This window comes from Pseudomonas sp. MWU347, from assembly GCF_017947305.1.
GTDB classification, from domain to species: domain Bacteria; phylum Pseudomonadota; class Gammaproteobacteria; order Pseudomonadales; family Pseudomonadaceae; genus Aquipseudomonas; species Aquipseudomonas putida_A.
This window is the reverse complement of the sequence record NZ_JAFGZB010000001.1, coordinates 272,747-287,613: the sequence shown is the minus strand read 5'-3', so window position 1 is coordinate 287,613 and position 14,867 is coordinate 272,747. Positions and strand designations below refer to the sequence as shown.

At 60.3% G+C, this 14,867-nt stretch carries 14 protein-coding genes; 4 read left to right on the top strand and 10 right to left on the bottom strand.

The window, feature by feature from the left end; all coding sequences use genetic code 11:
• Positions 1 to 124 precede the first annotated feature (124 nt).
• Complete coding sequence (locus KCG87_RS01280; RefSeq protein WP_139055181.1) at positions 125 to 1,180, top strand: haloacid dehalogenase-like hydrolase; 1,056 nt, start codon at positions 125 to 127, stop codon at positions 1,178 to 1,180.
• 220 nt (positions 1,181 to 1,400) lie between these two features.
• Here KCG87_RS01280 and ilvD read toward each other — a convergent pair whose 3' ends face one another.
• From ilvD to KCG87_RS01250, 6 genes are all read right to left on the bottom strand, one after another.
• On the bottom strand, positions 1,401 to 3,242 hold the full coding sequence (gene ilvD / locus KCG87_RS01275; RefSeq protein WP_086792292.1) for a dihydroxy-acid dehydratase: 1,842 nt from the start codon (positions 3,240 to 3,242) through the stop codon (positions 1,401 to 1,403).
• Between the two features lie 257 nt (positions 3,243 to 3,499).
• Positions 3,500 to 4,732 (bottom strand): MFS transporter, encoded by a 1,233-nt coding sequence (locus tag KCG87_RS01270; protein WP_210556417.1) that lies wholly within the window; start codon positions 4,730 to 4,732, stop codon positions 3,500 to 3,502.
• Positions 4,725 to 5,702 carry a diiron oxygenase gene (locus tag KCG87_RS01265; protein ID WP_210556418.1) on the bottom strand — a complete coding sequence of 326 codons (978 nt, stop codon included), beginning with the start codon at positions 5,700 to 5,702 and terminating at the stop codon, positions 4,725 to 4,727. Before KCG87_RS01265 ends, KCG87_RS01270 begins: the two co-directional genes overlap by 8 nt.
• Positions 5,699 to 6,772, bottom strand: coding sequence for a SagB family peptide dehydrogenase (locus KCG87_RS01260; protein WP_210556419.1), 1,074 nt, complete (start codon positions 6,770 to 6,772; stop codon positions 5,699 to 5,701). Before KCG87_RS01260 ends, KCG87_RS01265 begins: the two co-directional genes overlap by 4 nt.
• A 438-nt stretch (positions 6,773 to 7,210) precedes the next feature.
• On the bottom strand, positions 7,211 to 8,407 hold the full coding sequence (locus tag KCG87_RS01255) for a class I SAM-dependent rRNA methyltransferase (protein WP_134784889.1): 1,197 nt from the start codon (positions 8,405 to 8,407) through the stop codon (positions 7,211 to 7,213).
• Positions 8,408 to 8,657: 250 nt separating this feature from the next.
• Positions 8,658 to 9,197, bottom strand: a complete 540-nt coding sequence (locus KCG87_RS01250) for a type 1 glutamine amidotransferase domain-containing protein (protein ID WP_103368025.1) — start codon at positions 9,195 to 9,197, stop codon at positions 8,658 to 8,660.
• Positions 9,198 to 9,425: 228 nt separating this feature from the next.
• Between KCG87_RS01250 and KCG87_RS01245 the strand changes: the two genes are divergently transcribed.
• The 3 genes from KCG87_RS01245 to KCG87_RS01235 all read left to right on the top strand — a co-directional run bounded on the left by KCG87_RS01245 (position 9,426) and on the right by KCG87_RS01235 (position 11,456).
• Positions 9,426 to 10,238: an HDOD domain-containing protein gene (locus KCG87_RS01245; protein WP_171061892.1), complete on the top strand. Its 813-nt coding sequence runs from the start codon at positions 9,426 to 9,428 to the stop codon at positions 10,236 to 10,238.
• 12 nt (positions 10,239 to 10,250) lie between these two features.
• A complete protein-coding gene (gene mutM, locus KCG87_RS01240) occupies positions 10,251 to 11,063 on the top strand; it encodes a bifunctional DNA-formamidopyrimidine glycosylase/DNA-(apurinic or apyrimidinic site) lyase (RefSeq protein ID WP_003229159.1) in 813 nt (270 codons plus the stop codon).
• A gap of 69 nt (positions 11,064 to 11,132) precedes the next feature.
• Positions 11,133 to 11,456 carry a multidrug transporter gene (locus KCG87_RS01235; protein WP_210556420.1) on the top strand — a complete coding sequence of 108 codons (324 nt, stop codon included), beginning with the start codon at positions 11,133 to 11,135 and terminating at the stop codon, positions 11,454 to 11,456.
• A gap of 133 nt (positions 11,457 to 11,589) precedes the next feature.
• Here the strand turns inward: KCG87_RS01235 and KCG87_RS01230 are convergent, their stop codons facing one another.
• The 4 genes from KCG87_RS01230 to KCG87_RS01215 form a co-directional block, all read right to left on the bottom strand.
• Entirely contained in the window at positions 11,590 to 11,841 is a 252-nt protein-coding gene (locus KCG87_RS01230) for a YfhL family 4Fe-4S dicluster ferredoxin (protein ID WP_003195146.1), read from the bottom strand.
• Between the two features lie 135 nt (positions 11,842 to 11,976).
• Positions 11,977 to 12,456, bottom strand: coding sequence for a pantetheine-phosphate adenylyltransferase (coaD, locus tag KCG87_RS01225; protein WP_003229157.1), 480 nt, complete (start codon positions 12,454 to 12,456; stop codon positions 11,977 to 11,979).
• Positions 12,457 to 12,571: 115 nt separating this feature from the next.
• Positions 12,572 to 14,167: a GMC family oxidoreductase gene (locus KCG87_RS01220; protein WP_210556426.1), complete on the bottom strand. Its 1,596-nt coding sequence runs from the start codon at positions 14,165 to 14,167 to the stop codon at positions 12,572 to 12,574.
• Positions 14,168 to 14,297: 130 nt separating this feature from the next.
• Positions 14,298 to 14,843, bottom strand: a complete 546-nt coding sequence (locus KCG87_RS01215) for a twin-arginine translocation pathway signal protein (protein ID WP_210556427.1) — start codon at positions 14,841 to 14,843, stop codon at positions 14,298 to 14,300.
• Between the last annotated feature and the right edge of the window lie 24 nt (positions 14,844 to 14,867).

The window sequence follows — 14,867 nt, the reverse complement described above, 5'->3', positions numbered from 1 at the left end:
AATAAGCACTTGTCGCTCTCGGCAATGCAACTGGCGTTGAGGAGACGTAAGCGGTCGCTGACAGACGAGGACTGTCACACTTATTTGTTAGCGTCGATGTCTTTCAGTCAGGGAGAAAACGCCGATGAAGTTCGCACCGAAAATGCTCGCTGTGGTTCTTGGATTGGGCTTGGCCGCTCACGCATTCGCCACCGACCTGAAGCACTGGCCGGCGGATCAGGCCAAGGCACTCGACGCGATGATCGCCGCCAATGCCAACAAGGGTAACTACGCGGTGTTCGACATGGACAACACCAGCTACCGATACGACCTTGAAGAGTCGTTGCTGCCGTTCATGGAAAACAAGGGGCTGATCACCCGCGAGACGCTTGATCCCTCGCTGAAACTGATGCCGTTCAAGGACACCGCCGACCACAAGGAAAGCCTGTTCAGTTACTACTATCGCCTGTGCGAAGTCGACGACATGGTCTGCTACCCGTGGGTAGCGCAGGTGTTCTCCGGCTTCACTCTCAAGGAACTCAAGGGCTACGTCGATGAGCTGATGGCGTCGGGCAAACCGGTGCCGGCCACTTACTACGAAGGCGATGTAGTGAAGAACATCGATGTGCAGCCGCCGAAAGTCTTCACCGGCCAGGCCGAGCTGTACAACAAGCTGATGGAGAACGGCATCGAGGTTTACGTGATGACCGCCGCCTCCGAAGAACTGGTGCGCATGGTCGCGGCCGATCCGAAGTATGGCTACAACGTCAAACCGCAGAATGTGATCGGCGTGACCACGTTGCTGAAGAACCGCGAAACCGGCGAGCTGACGACTGCACGCAAGCAGATCACCGCCGGCAAGTATGACGAGAAGGCCAACCTCGGCCTCGAACTGACCCCGTACCTGTGGACCCCGGCAACCTGGATGGCCGGCAAACACGCGGCGATTCTGACCTATATCGACGAGTGGAAAAAACCGGTGCTGGTGGGCGGCGATACCCCGAGCAGCGATGGCTACATGCTGTTCCACGATGTGGATGTAGCCAAGGGCGGCATTCACTTGTGGGTCAACCGCAAGGACAAATACATGACCCAGCTCAACGGCATGATGGCCAAACACGCAGCGGCGCAGGCCAAGGAAGGATTGCCGGTGACGGCGGACAAAAACTGGGTGATCGTCAAGCCTGAAGAAATCCAGTAAGCCCCCAATCCCTGTTGGAACTCAGATTCCAGAATCACTGACAGTCCCTTGTGGGAGCGGGCTTGCTCGCGAAGAGGGAGTGTCAGGCGGGAGATTTTTTGACCGGTAGACCGCTTTCGCGAGCAAGCCCGCTCCCACAGTTTTGATCTTCATTGTTTTTGGATCAGGCAAAAAAATGCCCCGCACTTTGGCGGGGCATTTTTGTTTTTGCGATTGACGCTTACAGCCCGTCGAGCATCGCCTTGTTACGCACCGCACCCTTGTCGGCGCTGGTCGCCAGCAGGGCGTAGGCCTTCAGGGCGGTGGTCACTTTGCGTGGACGCTGCTCGACCGGTTTCCAGCCTTTCTTGTCCTGTTCGACCCGGCGCGCAGCCAGTTCTTCATCGCTGACCAACAGGTTGATCGAGCGGTTCGGGATGTCGATCAGCACTTTGTCGCCGTCCTGCACCAGACCGATCGCGCCACCGGCCGCAGCCTCTGGCGAAGCGTGGCCGATCGACAGGCCGGAAGTACCGCCAGAGAAACGACCGTCGGTGAGCAACGCACAGGCTTTGCCCAGACCTTTGGACTTCAGGTACGAGGTCGGGTAGAGCATTTCCTGCATGCCCGGGCCGCCTTTCGGGCCTTCGTAGCGAATGATGACGATGTCGCCTTCCTTCACTTCGTCGGCGAGGATGCCGCGCACCGCGCTGTCTTGGCTTTCAAAGATCTTCGCGTTGCCTTCGAAGACGTGGATCGACTCGTCGACGCCGGCGGTTTTCACCACGCAGCCGTCGAGGGCGATGTTGCCGTACAGCACGGCCAGGCCGCCTTCTTTCGAGTAGGCGTGTTCGAAGCTGCGGATGCAGCCGTTTTCACGGTCGTCATCGAGGGTTTCCCAACGAGTCGACTGGCTGAACGCGGTCTGGGTCGGGATGCCCGCCGGGCCGGCCTTGAAGAAGTGGTGCACGGCTTCATCGTCGGTCTGGGTGATGTCCCACTTGGCGATGGCTTCTTCCATGCTGCGGCTGTGCACGGTCGGCAGGTCGGTGTGCAGCAGGCCGCCACGGGCCAGCGAACCGAGAATGCTGAAGATGCCGCCAGCGCGGTGCACGTCTTCCATGTGGTACTTCTGGATGTTCGGCGCCACTTTGCACAGTTGCGGCACGCTGCGCGAGAGACGGTCGATGTCGCGCAGGTCGAAATCGATCTCGGCTTCCTGAGCCGCAGCCAGCAAGTGCAGGATGGTGTTGGTCGAACCGCCCATGGCGATGTCGAGCATCATCGCGTTCTCGAACGCCTTGAAGTTGGCGATGTTGCGCGGCAGCACCGACTCGTCGTTCTCGCCGTAGTAACGCTTGCACAGTTCGACGATGGTGCGACCGGCCTGCAGGAACAACTGCTCGCGGTCGCTGTGGGTCGCGAGGGTCGAACCGTTGCCCGGCAATGCCAGGCCCAGCGCTTCGGTCAGGCAGTTCATCGAGTTGGCGGTGAACATGCCGGAGCATGAACCGCAGGTCGGGCAGGCGCTGCGCTCGTACTCGGCAACCTTCTCGTCAGAAGCGCTGGAGTCGGCGGCGATCACCATGGCGTCGACGAGGTCGAGGCCGTGGGAAGCGAGTTTGGTCTTGCCAGCTTCCATCGGGCCGCCGGAAACGAAGATCACCGGAATGTTCAGGCGCAAAGCGGCCATCAACATGCCCGGGGTGATCTTGTCGCAGTTGGAGATGCAGACGATGGCGTCGGCGCAGTGGGCGTTGACCATGTATTCGACAGAGTCGGCGATGATCTCGCGGCTCGGCAGCGAATAGAGCATGCCGTCGTGACCCATGGCGATGCCGTCATCCACGGCGATGGTGTTGAATTCTTTCGCTACGCCACCGGCGCGTTCGATTTCCCGGGCAACCAGTTGACCGAGGTCTTTGAGGTGCACGTGGCCCGGCACGAACTGGGTGAAGGAGTTGGCAATGGCGATGATCGGCTTCTTGAAGTCGTCATCTTTCATCCCGGTGGCGCGCCACAGTGCGCGGGCGCCGGCCATGTTGCGGCCGTGGGTGGATGTTTTCGAGCGGTAATCTGGCATGGAGCACTCCGGGCGGCTAATCAGGTATCAAAAGGGAGTGAGCTTCTATTGACGTCTGGAACACTCAGAAATGGCCGTGTGTCCTGGATGTTGCCGATGACTTTGCGGGATCGCCGCTTGCCTCAGCCTGAGCTCATAAACCCGCCGGGGGATGAATGGCGATGAATCAGCCGATTCTACACCGCTGGCGTCTGGAGGGAATGGCGCAAAGTGTTGTTCCAGTGCCGACGGTGCGTATGGCATGACGACCGGCAGGCTCAATCGCTGCCGAAGGGCGTGACCGCGCCGTTCTCGATAATGCTGGCGCGATGGCTGATCCGCTTGTTCAGCGCCAGCGCGATGCAACTCAGCAGGACAAAACAGTAGCCGAGGGTGGCCTGCAGGTTGCCTGGACTCAGGCTGATCAGCGCACTGATCAACCCGCCGCAGATGAAGATGATCGTGCTACCGGCCGAGGCCGAAGTACCGGCGTTCTCCGGGAACAGGCCCATGGCGCGTGAGGTGGCGGCCGGGCGTGCAATGGTGGTGCCGGCGGTGCAGATCAGCATCGGGATCAATACCGTGACGGGCGAGAGCGCGAAGTACTGCGACAGGAATAGCATCACCAGCCCTGCCAGCAGAATCAGGCTCAACCCGGCCACGATCTGTTGCGCAGAGCTGATGCGCCGGCTCAACAGCGTGGCGGCAATCCCGCCGGTCACATAGGCCGCACCGTAGATCAGCAGGATCAGTGAGAAGTCATAGGCTGAGAGCTGCAACTGATCCATGAAGATCAACGGCGAAATGACGATGAACGAGAAGTGGCAGGCGAACGCGAAAGCCGAAATCAGCCAGTAGCCGACGAACTCGAAATCCCCCAGCACTCGCCGGTAGGCGCTGAGAAAGTTGAGCGGTGTGCCCTTGGCGACTGGCCGACCGCCGTCCAGAAACAGCCAGGCCTTGAGCAACACCACCGCCGCCAGTGCGATGAACAGCCAGAAGCTGCCACGCCAGCCCAGGGTCGCCTGCAGAAAGGTTCCGGCCAGCGGTGATATGGAGATGAAGATCCCGGTGGCGGTCACCATCAGGATTCGCAGGCGATCGCGCTCTGCGCCCTCGAACAGATCCTGCACCAGCGCCTGTGACAGGACGAAACAGCCACAACCGATGGCCTGCACGATGCGAAAAGTCATGAACAATGTGTAGTCGCTGGTCATTACGCAGCCGATGGCGCCGAGGATCGAGACAGCCATGCCGGCGAGCAGTAACCCCTTGCGCCCGATGACGTCGGACAACGGCCCGATCAACAGTTGGGCAAAGGCAATGCCCACCGCGAACAGGCTGATCGACAGGGCGATGTCGGTCGGAGTGCTGGCGAAGTGTTCAGCCAGCGCCGGGAACGACGGCAGCAGGACGTCCAGCGGAAACACCCCCAGCAGCACCATGGCCAAAAGCAGGCTGATCGCCCCGCGTCGTTGTCGGGTCGTTACCACCGTTCTTCCTTCAAGCATCGATCAGTCCTGCCTTGGCGAAAAGTTTGCGGTTGTTGGGTAGCGCGAAGAATCCGGCTTTTTCGAGTGCAGCAAGCGTAGCCGTCGCTCCGGATCGGGCACGCTGGCGGCTGGCCTGTTCGTTGGTCAGGCTGTCGAGGATTTCCTTGATCGCACCTTCGCCAATGCCGGCGCGGCGCAGGCTTTGGTGCAGCCATTGCTCGTCGACTTCGAAGAAGGTCGCCAGGGTCTCCAGCAAGGTTCTGGCCGCAAAGGCGCGCTGGCGGCTGTTCAGGGTCAACCAGAGGTAGTGAAAGACCTCGGAAAAAAAACGGCTGTGGCGCGCTTCATCAGCGAGGTGGTCGCGCAGCATGTCGTTCACGCTGCTGACCAGCGTTTCCCGACACACATCCAGCAACTCCCGGGCAATGATGGTTTCGGAGACGAAGCCGAGCAGAAACCATGCCAGCGGGCGTTTGCTCTCCGGTGTTCGGGCAATCTGACCGGTCAGGCGGGTGATGCGCAACGGCACCTGCTGACGACCGGTGAAACCATGCAGTTCGGCGATCTGTTCGGCCAGATGATGGGAGAACAGTGCGTGATAACCCTCGTCGGTATAGAGCTGCAGCGCGGCGGTTTTCATCCTTGACGGAATGTGCGCGGGCAACTCACCGTGGACGATGGTTTCCACGGCGCGGTTGACGATGCGGTGTTCCAGCAGCGTGGTGTAGTCGAGAAAGTGCACCAGGTGGTTGGCAGCCAGCCGATGCATGACCTTGCTGCCTGCGGCTTCGATCGCCGGGTGGGACAGATACGGCAGGAATGCCGGCGGAAACCAGAAGCGGGTTTGCAGTTGCAACGGCAGGTCTGCCGGCAACTGGTAGTCGTGCCGGCTGGTGCGTACCGAAGCGTGGTTGTTCCAGTCGCCGAGGGTGAATCGAAGCGCCCAGGACTCTGGCGCTTCGGGCTGATCTACGGTTGATGCGCTCATTTGCGCGTCTCCTGCAACAGGTCGCGCATTTCCTGACACATCGCCTGACCGTCGCTAGCGCCGCAGCCGACAAAGAACAACGGTTGTTCAGCGCTGCCTTCGAGTTTGAGCAGGGCTTCGACCTGGCGGTCGGTGAATGCCCCGGTCAGCCACGTTCCCAGGCCCAGCGCTGTGGCCACCAGTTGAAAGGTTTGCGACAGATGACCCGCCTCGACAAACGCCATGCGATAGGCGCGTGAGTGTTCATACTTCCACCAGAGCTTGTCGAAACGAGCGGTGATAAACAGACCCAGTGGCAGGTTATTGATGAAGTGCTGACCCGCCAGCAAATGACCCAGCGCGGGGTCGGGCAAAGGATTGACCCGGCTGAGTGCGTGTTCTGCCGAGTGGTAGGCGTAGACACCCGGTTCGAGGCCCTCGATATTGCGTGCCAGAAGAAATCCTTCACAGGCATTCAACCCGCCACCTGAAGGACTGCTGCGACGGGCGCCGAGTCCTTCGGCGATGCTCTCGTCGCGGTTATCGTCGCGATGACGGAGAAAACCCAGCGAGAGATACATCAACGTGCCGACGTCATTGAGCGTGATCGCTGCGCCAGTGAAAGAGCGGCAGGTTTTTCTCAGGCGCAGGACATTGCCCAAGCTGGCAACGGTCAGGGCCGCGGAGGCGGGCAGGGCGATTCGAGGTTCGTCTTGAGGTGTCGACCGATCTTGCGCGGGTGCCGGTGTAGTCAGCACCGCGTTGCAATGGTTCAGGTATTGCCTGGACCACTCTTGAATATTCTGGGGTATCTGTTCGCAGGGAATGTTCTGGGTGCCAATATGATAAATCTTCGACAATTCATCCCAGCCCCATGGCGGGCTGTCTATTTTTGCAACGGTTAATATTCCGGCGTTCAGAAGTTGTGAGTCTATTATGTTGCGTCTGTCGAACTGTTCCGGGTTATTGATAAGTTGTGCAAGTCGACAAGAGTAAGTCAGGTCAAGTTCATGTTGGGTGTGGTCTTTATAGTTCCAGACTATTTGTCCGGGCGTGCGCGGCAATATGAATAAATAGGGATTGATATGCATGTTGTGTTCATCGCTCTGGAACGGGTCGGAAGAACGCTGGGGTGCCGGCACTCCCCAGCGTTCTGGCTCACTTAGCGGGCTTTAGGCGCAACCAGGAAGGCCAGGTTTGCGATTTGGTTGGTTTCCAGAGTAATTGCTTTCATAAGTATGAACTCCTTGTTCATTGAGAGTGAATGTCACCGTCGTGGTGACAACTTAATAATAGGTTGTAATGAATTATTGGCAAGCGATACTTGGGTAGGAAATTTCTATTAATTTTGTCGGAGTGGGCGTGCTGCAAGGGCAAACTTGTAAGTATTAGATGTTGAAATGTAATGCGCAGGGAAATGTCCTGCATGCATGTAGGAAGTTAGTTGTAGGAAAGAGGAAGAAATTCGACGACATTGCATCGCCGTAAAGCCAACGGGAAGCCCGCAGGCTCCCCGTTTCATGGGCCGATCAGCTGTTAGGCAGCAGGCGGCAGGTGATGCTCTTGATGTAGCGAGTCTCGGCGATGGCCGGGTGTACCGGGTGGTCCGGGCCCTGACCACCGCGCTCGAGCATCTGGATGTTGCGGTCCAGGTGACGGGCGCTGGTCAGCAGGATGTTCTGCAGATCGTCTTCCGGCAGGTGCATCGAGCACGAAGCGCTGACCAGAATGCCGTCCTTGGTCAGCAGGCGCATGGCTTGCTCGTTCAGACGACGGTAGGCGCCTTCACCGTTCTTCATGTCTTTCTTGCGCTTGATGAACGCTGGCGGGTCGGCAACGATCACGTCGAAACGTTCTTCGCTGGCCTTGAGTTCCTTCAATGCTTCGAAGACGTCGCCTTCGATGCAGGTCATCTTGTCGGCGAAGCCGTTCAGCGCGGCGTTACGCTCGACGCCGTCGAGGGCGAAGCCCGACGCGTCGACGCAGAACACTTCGCTGGCACCGAACGCCGCAGCCTGCACGCCCCAGCCACCGATGTAGCTATAGAGGTCGAGCACGCGTTTGCCCTTGGCGTACGGAGCCAGGCGGGCGCGGTTCATGCGGTGGTCGTAGAACCAGCCGGTTTTCTGGCCACCAATGACCGGCGCTTCGAATTTCACGCCGTTCTCTTCCAGCGCGACCCACTCCGGCACCAGACCGAACACGGTTTCGACGTAGCGGTTGAGGCCTTCGGCGTCACGCGCGGCGGAGTCGTTCTTGAACAGGATGCCGCTTGGCTTGAGCACTTGGGTCAGTGCAGCGATCACGTCATCTTTGTGCGCTTCCATGGTTGCCGAGGCAATCTGCACCACGAGGATGTCGCCGAAACGGTCGACCACCAGACCCGGCAGCAGGTCGGAATCGCCGTACACCAGGCGGTAGAACGGCTTGTCGAACAGGCGCTCGCGCAACGACAGGGCCACGTTCAGGCGATGCACCAGCAGCGACTTGTCCAGAGACAGCTTGATGTCACGCGACAGCAGGCGCGCGCAGATCAGGTTGTTCGGGCTCATCGCGACGATGCCCAGCGGCTTGCCGCCCGCGGCTTCGAGGATCGCCTGATCGCCGGCCTTGAAGCCGTGCAGTGGCGTGGCGGCCACATCGATTTCGTTGCTGTAGACCCACAAGTGGCCGTTGCGCAGGCGACGGTCGGCGTTGGCTTTGAGGCGCAGGCTAGGCAGGGACATGACGTCGCTCCGGAAAAAAGAGCGGGAGTATACCGTGTTGCTCGGCCTGATTGGCTGGTGAGTGGACATGTGGCAAGTCATTGCCGGTGGAAGACATTACCTGTGGCGAGGGGATTTATCCCCGATCGGCTGCGCAGCAACCGCAAACCCCCAACGCAGTTTTCTGACTGACCGCGTGAGTCGATCTGGGACAGCTGCGCTGTCCATCGGGGATAAATCTCCTCACCACATAAACTCACAAGCCCACAGATCAGGCAGAGAGCGCGTCGATCAACTCACGGTTGAACGCTGGAATATCGTCCGGCTGACGGCTGCTGATCAGGTGGCCGTCCTTGACCACTTCTTTATCCACCCAGTTGGCCCCGGCATTGACCAGGTCATCCTTGAGCGTCTTGTAGCTGGTCAGGGTCTTGCCGTTGACCAGCCCGGCGGAAATCAGCAGCCAGCTGCCGTGGCAGATCACCGCGATCGGTTTGCCGGCGGAGGCGCCGGTCTTGACCAGGTGCTGGGCATCCTGGTCGATGCGGATGGTGTCGGAGTTCTGCACGCCGCCCGGCAGGACGATCGCGTCGTACTGCTCGCTGCTGGCGCCTTGAAAGGTCTGATCGACCTTGAAGTCATCCGCCGGTTTGTCGTGGTTCCAGCCTTTGACCTTGCCGGCCTCGGCCGAGAGGATGTCGACCTGAGCGCCGGCTTGCTCCAGTGCTTGCTTGGGGCCGGTCAATTCGACCTGTTCGAAACCGTCTGTTACTAAAATGGCGACGCGTTTGCCAGTGAGGGAAGTAGCCATCGATAAGCTCCTGAGTCTGCGGGAAATTACCGCCGAGCCGGTGCTTGATTGTCCGGTCGGCCTTACAAAGTCCGAAGCCTGAACGTGAATGAAAGTTCCTGACAATTGCCCACTGGTGTGTCGTCCTGCGGTTTTTAGAGGTTAGAATCGCCGCCTGTCCCAGAGTGTGTACTTATGTCCCAAGAGCTGACCACTGAACAGATTCAACAATCCCTGCAAGGCATCAGCGTGCCCGCGCAGCCGCAGATCATGGTGGATCTGCAGATGGAGCAGTACATGCCCGACCCGGACCTGGAGGTGATCGCCAAGCTGATCGCCCAGGATCCCGGCCTGTCCGGTTCTCTGCTGAAAATCGTCAACTCGCCGTATTACGGCCTGAGCAACAAGATCACTTCGATCCAGCGTGCGGTGAATCTGTTGGGCAGCCGTTCGATCATCAACCTGATCAACGCGCAGTCGATCAAGGGCGAGATGAACGATGACACCATCGTCACCCTCAACCGTTTCTGGGACACCGCCCAGGACGTGGCGATGACCTGCCTGACCCTGGCCAAGCGCATCGGCACCCAAGCCGGTGATGAAGCCTATGCCTTGGGGCTGTTCCACGACTGCGGCGTGCCGTTGATGCTGCAGCGCTTCCCCAACTACATGTCGGTACTGGAAAAGGCTTACGCCAATGCCAGCGCCGAATGCCGGGTGGTGGACACCGAGAACGCCGAGTTCAATACCAACCACGCCGTGGTCGGCTACTACACCGCCAAGTCGTGGCGCCTGCCGGAACACGTCAGCACGGCGATCGCCAATCACCACAATGCGCTGGCGATCTTCAGCGACGAATCCTCGCGCAACAGCCAGATGAAGAATCTGCTGGCGATCTTGAAGATGGCCGAGCACATCTGTGCGTCTTATCGGGTGCTGGGCAACCAGACTGAAGACCACGAGTGGAACAGCATTGGCCCGCTGATTCTCGATTACGTCGGTCTGTCGGACTACGATTTCGAAACCCTCAAACAGACGATCCGCGACCTCGGCGCGCATTGATTCGAGGACACCATGCCTGAACTGCCGGAAGTCGAAACCACCCGCCGGGGCATTGCTCCGCACCTGGAAGGCCAGCGCGTCAGCCGGGTGATCGTGCGGGATCGTCGGCTGCGCTGGCCGATCCCCGAAGATCTCGATGTGCGCCTGTCCGGGCAGCGCATCGTGCTGGTTGAGCGGCGGGCCAAGTATCTGTTGATCAATGCCGAAGTCGGCACGTTGATCAGTCACTTGGGCATGTCGGGCAACTTGCGGCTGGTGGAAGTCGGGTTGCCGGCGCTCAAGCACGAGCACGTCGATATCGAGCTGGAATCCGGTCTGGCGCTGCGTTACACCGATCCACGCCGTTTCGGCGCGATGCTGTGGAGTACCGACCCGCTCAATCACGAACTGCTGATTCGTCTCGGGCCAGAGCCGTTGACCGATCTGTTCGACGGCGAGCGCCTGTTCCAGTTGTCGCGCGGGCGTTCGATGGCGGTCAAGCCGTTCATCATGGACAACGCGGTGGTGGTGGGTGTCGGCAACATTTACGCGACCGAAGCGCTGTTCGCTGCCGGGATCGATCCGCGCCGCGAAGCCAAAAGCATCTCCCGGGCGCGTTATCTGAAGCTGGCGATCGAGATCAAACGGATTCTCGCCGCAGCCATCGAGCGCGGCGGCACCACGTTGCGGGATTTCATCGGCGGTGACGGGCAACCGGGGTACTTCCAGCAGGAGCTGTTCGTTTATGGCCGTGGCGGCGAGCACTGCAAGGTCTGCGGTACTGGCCTGCGGGAAGTGAAGCTGGGGCAACGGGCCAGTGTGTTCTGTCCGCGCTGCCAGACCTGAGGCAAAAATCTGAAAAAGTCCTACGGTCTATAGTGAGTGGTCTCACTGTTCAGCCCGAAGGATCGTGCCATGAAGTCCTTGCAAGTCCTGTTTGCCACACTATTGCTGTGTTCCAGCCTGGCCGTTCAGGCCGCGGAAAACGGCAGCGGTGATCCGCGCTACGCCATCCAGAACCCTCCCGCCTACGCCATGATCGGCGATTTGCTGATTGCCCGACCTTTATTGGTGGTGGCAACGGTGCTGGGTGCGGGGGTGTTTGTAGTGTCATTGCCGTTTACCGCGCTGGGTGGCGGGGTAGGTGATGCGGGGCAGGCGCTGGTGGTGGATCCGGCGAAAGCGGCGTTTGTGCGCTGTTTGGGGTGTACAGGGGAGGGGTTTGAGCAGCGCGAGTGAGCTGATCAGGATGGTGTGGTGTTGCTGATGGCCCTTTCGCGAGCAAGCCCGCTCCCACCATTGAAATGCATTCCAACTGTGGGAGCGGGCTTGCTCGCGAAGAGGCCCGAAAGAGCGCTACAAAATTGCCGGATCAGGCCTTGCCGGTAATCTTGCGGTACTTTTCCATCAACTGTTCTTCAGTCTCAGGATGCGCCTCGTCCAGTGGAATGCAATCCACCGGGCAGACCTGCTGGCACTGCGGTTCGTCGTAATGGCCGACGCACTGGGTGCACAGGTTCGGGTCGATCACATAGATCTCTTCGCCTTGAGAAATGGCGGCGTTCGGGCACTCGGGTTCGCAGACGTCGCAGTTGATGCAATCGTCGGTGATGATCAGGGACATGCTAACTCCAGCCGGGGCGGCAGGCCCGGGCGCTATAAATCAATGCGCGCAATTGTGCCGCATTGGCGAGCGCAGTGCACGCGGCTGCGATCAAGGGCTGAAATCAAAAGCCAAGATCGCAGCCTGCGGCAGCTCCTACTTTTTAAAGCGTAGCGTCAGGGCATCGGCCACGGCCGGGTGCACGAACTTGCTGATATCGCCGCCCAGCGCGGCGATTTCCCGCACCAGCGTCGAGGAAATGAACGAATAACGCTCGGACGGGGTGAGAAACAGGCTCTCGACGTCCGGGGCCAGTTGGCGGTTCATGTTGGCCAGCTGGAATTCGTATTCGAAGTCCGACACCGCACGCAGGCCACGCAGGAACACATTGGCGTTCTGCTCCTTGGCGAAATGCGCCAGCAGCGTCGAGAAGCCGACCACTTCGACGTTGGGCAGGTGTTTGGTGACCTCGCGAGCCAGCTCAACCCGTTGTTCCAGCGGGAACAGCGGGTTTTTCTTGGGGCTGGCGGCGACCGCAATGATCACGTGATCGAACAGGCGCGAGGCGCGTTCGACCAGATCGCCATGCCCTTTGGTAATAGGGTCGAAGGTACCTGGGTACAACACTCGGTTCATCGCGTCGTCCTGGCGGGAGTCCGTTGGGGAGTCGGATGGTATCGCAGCCGTCCCGGTCGGCCAAGTCGCCTGTTGGGTAAGAAAGCACTATAGACGACGCGATAAACCGGTTTTTTCACGGATTTCTCAGCCGGTCGGCGAGGGCTGTCGCCAGCTGCGCGGTCAGGCCATACACCGACAATTGCGGGTTGGCGCCAATGCTGGTGGGGAACAGCGAGCCATCGTGAATCGACAGATTGCTCAGTTGATGATGCCGGCCAAGACTGTCGGTAACTGCGTTTTTCGGCTCTTCGCCCATCGCACAACCGCCCATCACGTGGGCACTGCCCAGGCGCGTGCGATACAGCTCAAGGCTCAGACCGTTGATCAGCGTGCGGGCTTCGGCCAGGGTTTTCACGTAGCGCGCATCGGCGTGCATCGGCATCACGGCTTTGGCGCCGCCGGCAAACTGGATCTCGGCCATGCTGTGAAAGGCGCGGCGCAGGCCCTCCCAGGCATAAGGCGAGACTTGATAGTCGAGCACCGGCGAGCCATCACCGCGCAGTTCGACACTGCCGCCGGGGCTGTCCGGGTGAAACCCGTCGCGCAGCAACGCCAACATCGCATGGGTGTGCGGCAGGTCCGCCATGTGTTCGGCGTTCTGGGTGCCGAAGCCGCCGAGCAACGTCGCCGCGAGCGCCGGCTGCAGCGGTGGCACTTCGAGTTTGTAGCCCATCGGCCCGCTGGTGCCGTCCTTCCACTGGAAATGATCCGAGTAGATCGACTGTGGCGCGCCGTAGAACGGGTTGATCACCTCGTCGAAACGCCCGGCGGACATGTTCACCAGATGCAGGAACGTGCGTTTGCCGAGGCGCTGATGCGGATCCGGTGCATCCGAACGCAGCAGCAGGGCCGGGCTGTTGATGCCGCCGCCGGCCAGCACGTAATGCCGGGCCTTGACTGTGATTTTGCGTCCGGTCGGCTCGACGCAGCGCTCGTCCATCGCCACGCATTGCAGGCCGGTGATCTTGTCGCCGCTGATCAACAGCTTTTCCGCGCGGGCCAGGTACAGCAACTCGCCGCCCTTTTCCAGGGTCGCCGGAATGGTGGTGACCAGCATCGACTGCTTGGCGTTGGTCGGGCAGCCCATGCCGCAATAGCCAAGGTTCCAGCAGCCACGCACGTTGCGCGGGATCACGTGCCAGCTGTAGCCGAGTTGCTCGCAGCCCTTGCGGATCACGTCGTTGTTGGCGTTGGGCGGCACCATCCATGGCGCGACGCCGAGACGCTGCTCCATTTTTTCGAACCACGGCGCCATCTCGGCCGGGCTGTGGCCTTTGACGTTGTGTTCCTTGGCCCAGTGCTCGAGGGTCGGCTCGGGCGTGCGGAAACTCGAGGTCCAGTTGATCAGCGTGGTGCCGCCGACCGCACGGCCCTGGAGGATGGTAATCGCGCCGTCCTTGCTCATGCGGCCGATGCCTTCCTGATAGAGGCTGCTGTAGGCCTGGTCTTCGAGCATCTTGAAGTCGGAACTGGTCTTGAGCGGGCCTTCTTCGATCAGCAGCACTTTGTAACCGGCGACGCTGAGGATTTCTGCCGTGGTGCCGCCACCGGCACCGCTGCCGATGATCGCCACATCGGCTTGCAGCGTCAGGTCGCCGGTCAGTTGGGCGCCGTTGTAGGTTTTCCAGCCACGGGCGAGGCCTTCGCGGAACGGGTCGGGTACGGGCATTGATCAGGTTCTCTTTATTATTCTGGGAGCGGTGGTGTGGTGGCTGGCGCCTTCGCGAGCAAGCTCGCTCCCACATTGAAATGCATTCCCTTGTGGGAGCGAGCTTGCTCGCGAACGGCGCGACTCGATTTCAGACGGCAGGCGGGCCGGGGTAGCCGCAATGGTCCCAGGACTCGGCGCGGGTGTACCAGGCCATCATCACCATCTGCTGCAATGAGCTGTGGCCCATGCGCAGCAGGCTCAATGAGCTGTTCTGCCAGCGGTCGAGGAAGTGGCGCATGGCCTCGGGGCTGGCGTTTTCCCAACTGCCCCAGATCCCGGTGAGCGGACCGCGGGTGACGGTCATGCCGAGCACGTCGAACAGTTGCCGGGTGAGTTTGAGCATCTCCGGCGACAGGTGATCGAGGCTGTAGTCCAGCGACTTGAGGGTGCCATCGACGGCGCCGGGCATTTTTTCGACCGCCACGGCGCCGTCGAGCATCACCGGAATCAAGGCGCGCAGGAATAACAGGTCGCCGTCGCGCAAAGTGACGAAACCGTTCGCCGCGACGCTCGATGAACAGCCACTGAGGCTCGCGCCAAGGCCGGCGGTGGCGAGGAATGCGGTAGCGCCGAGGCTGAATTTCAGCAGGCCACGGCGTGACAGGGCAGGTGTTTCGGTCAGGCTTGGGTGCATTGTTGTTATTACCCGGCGGTGACG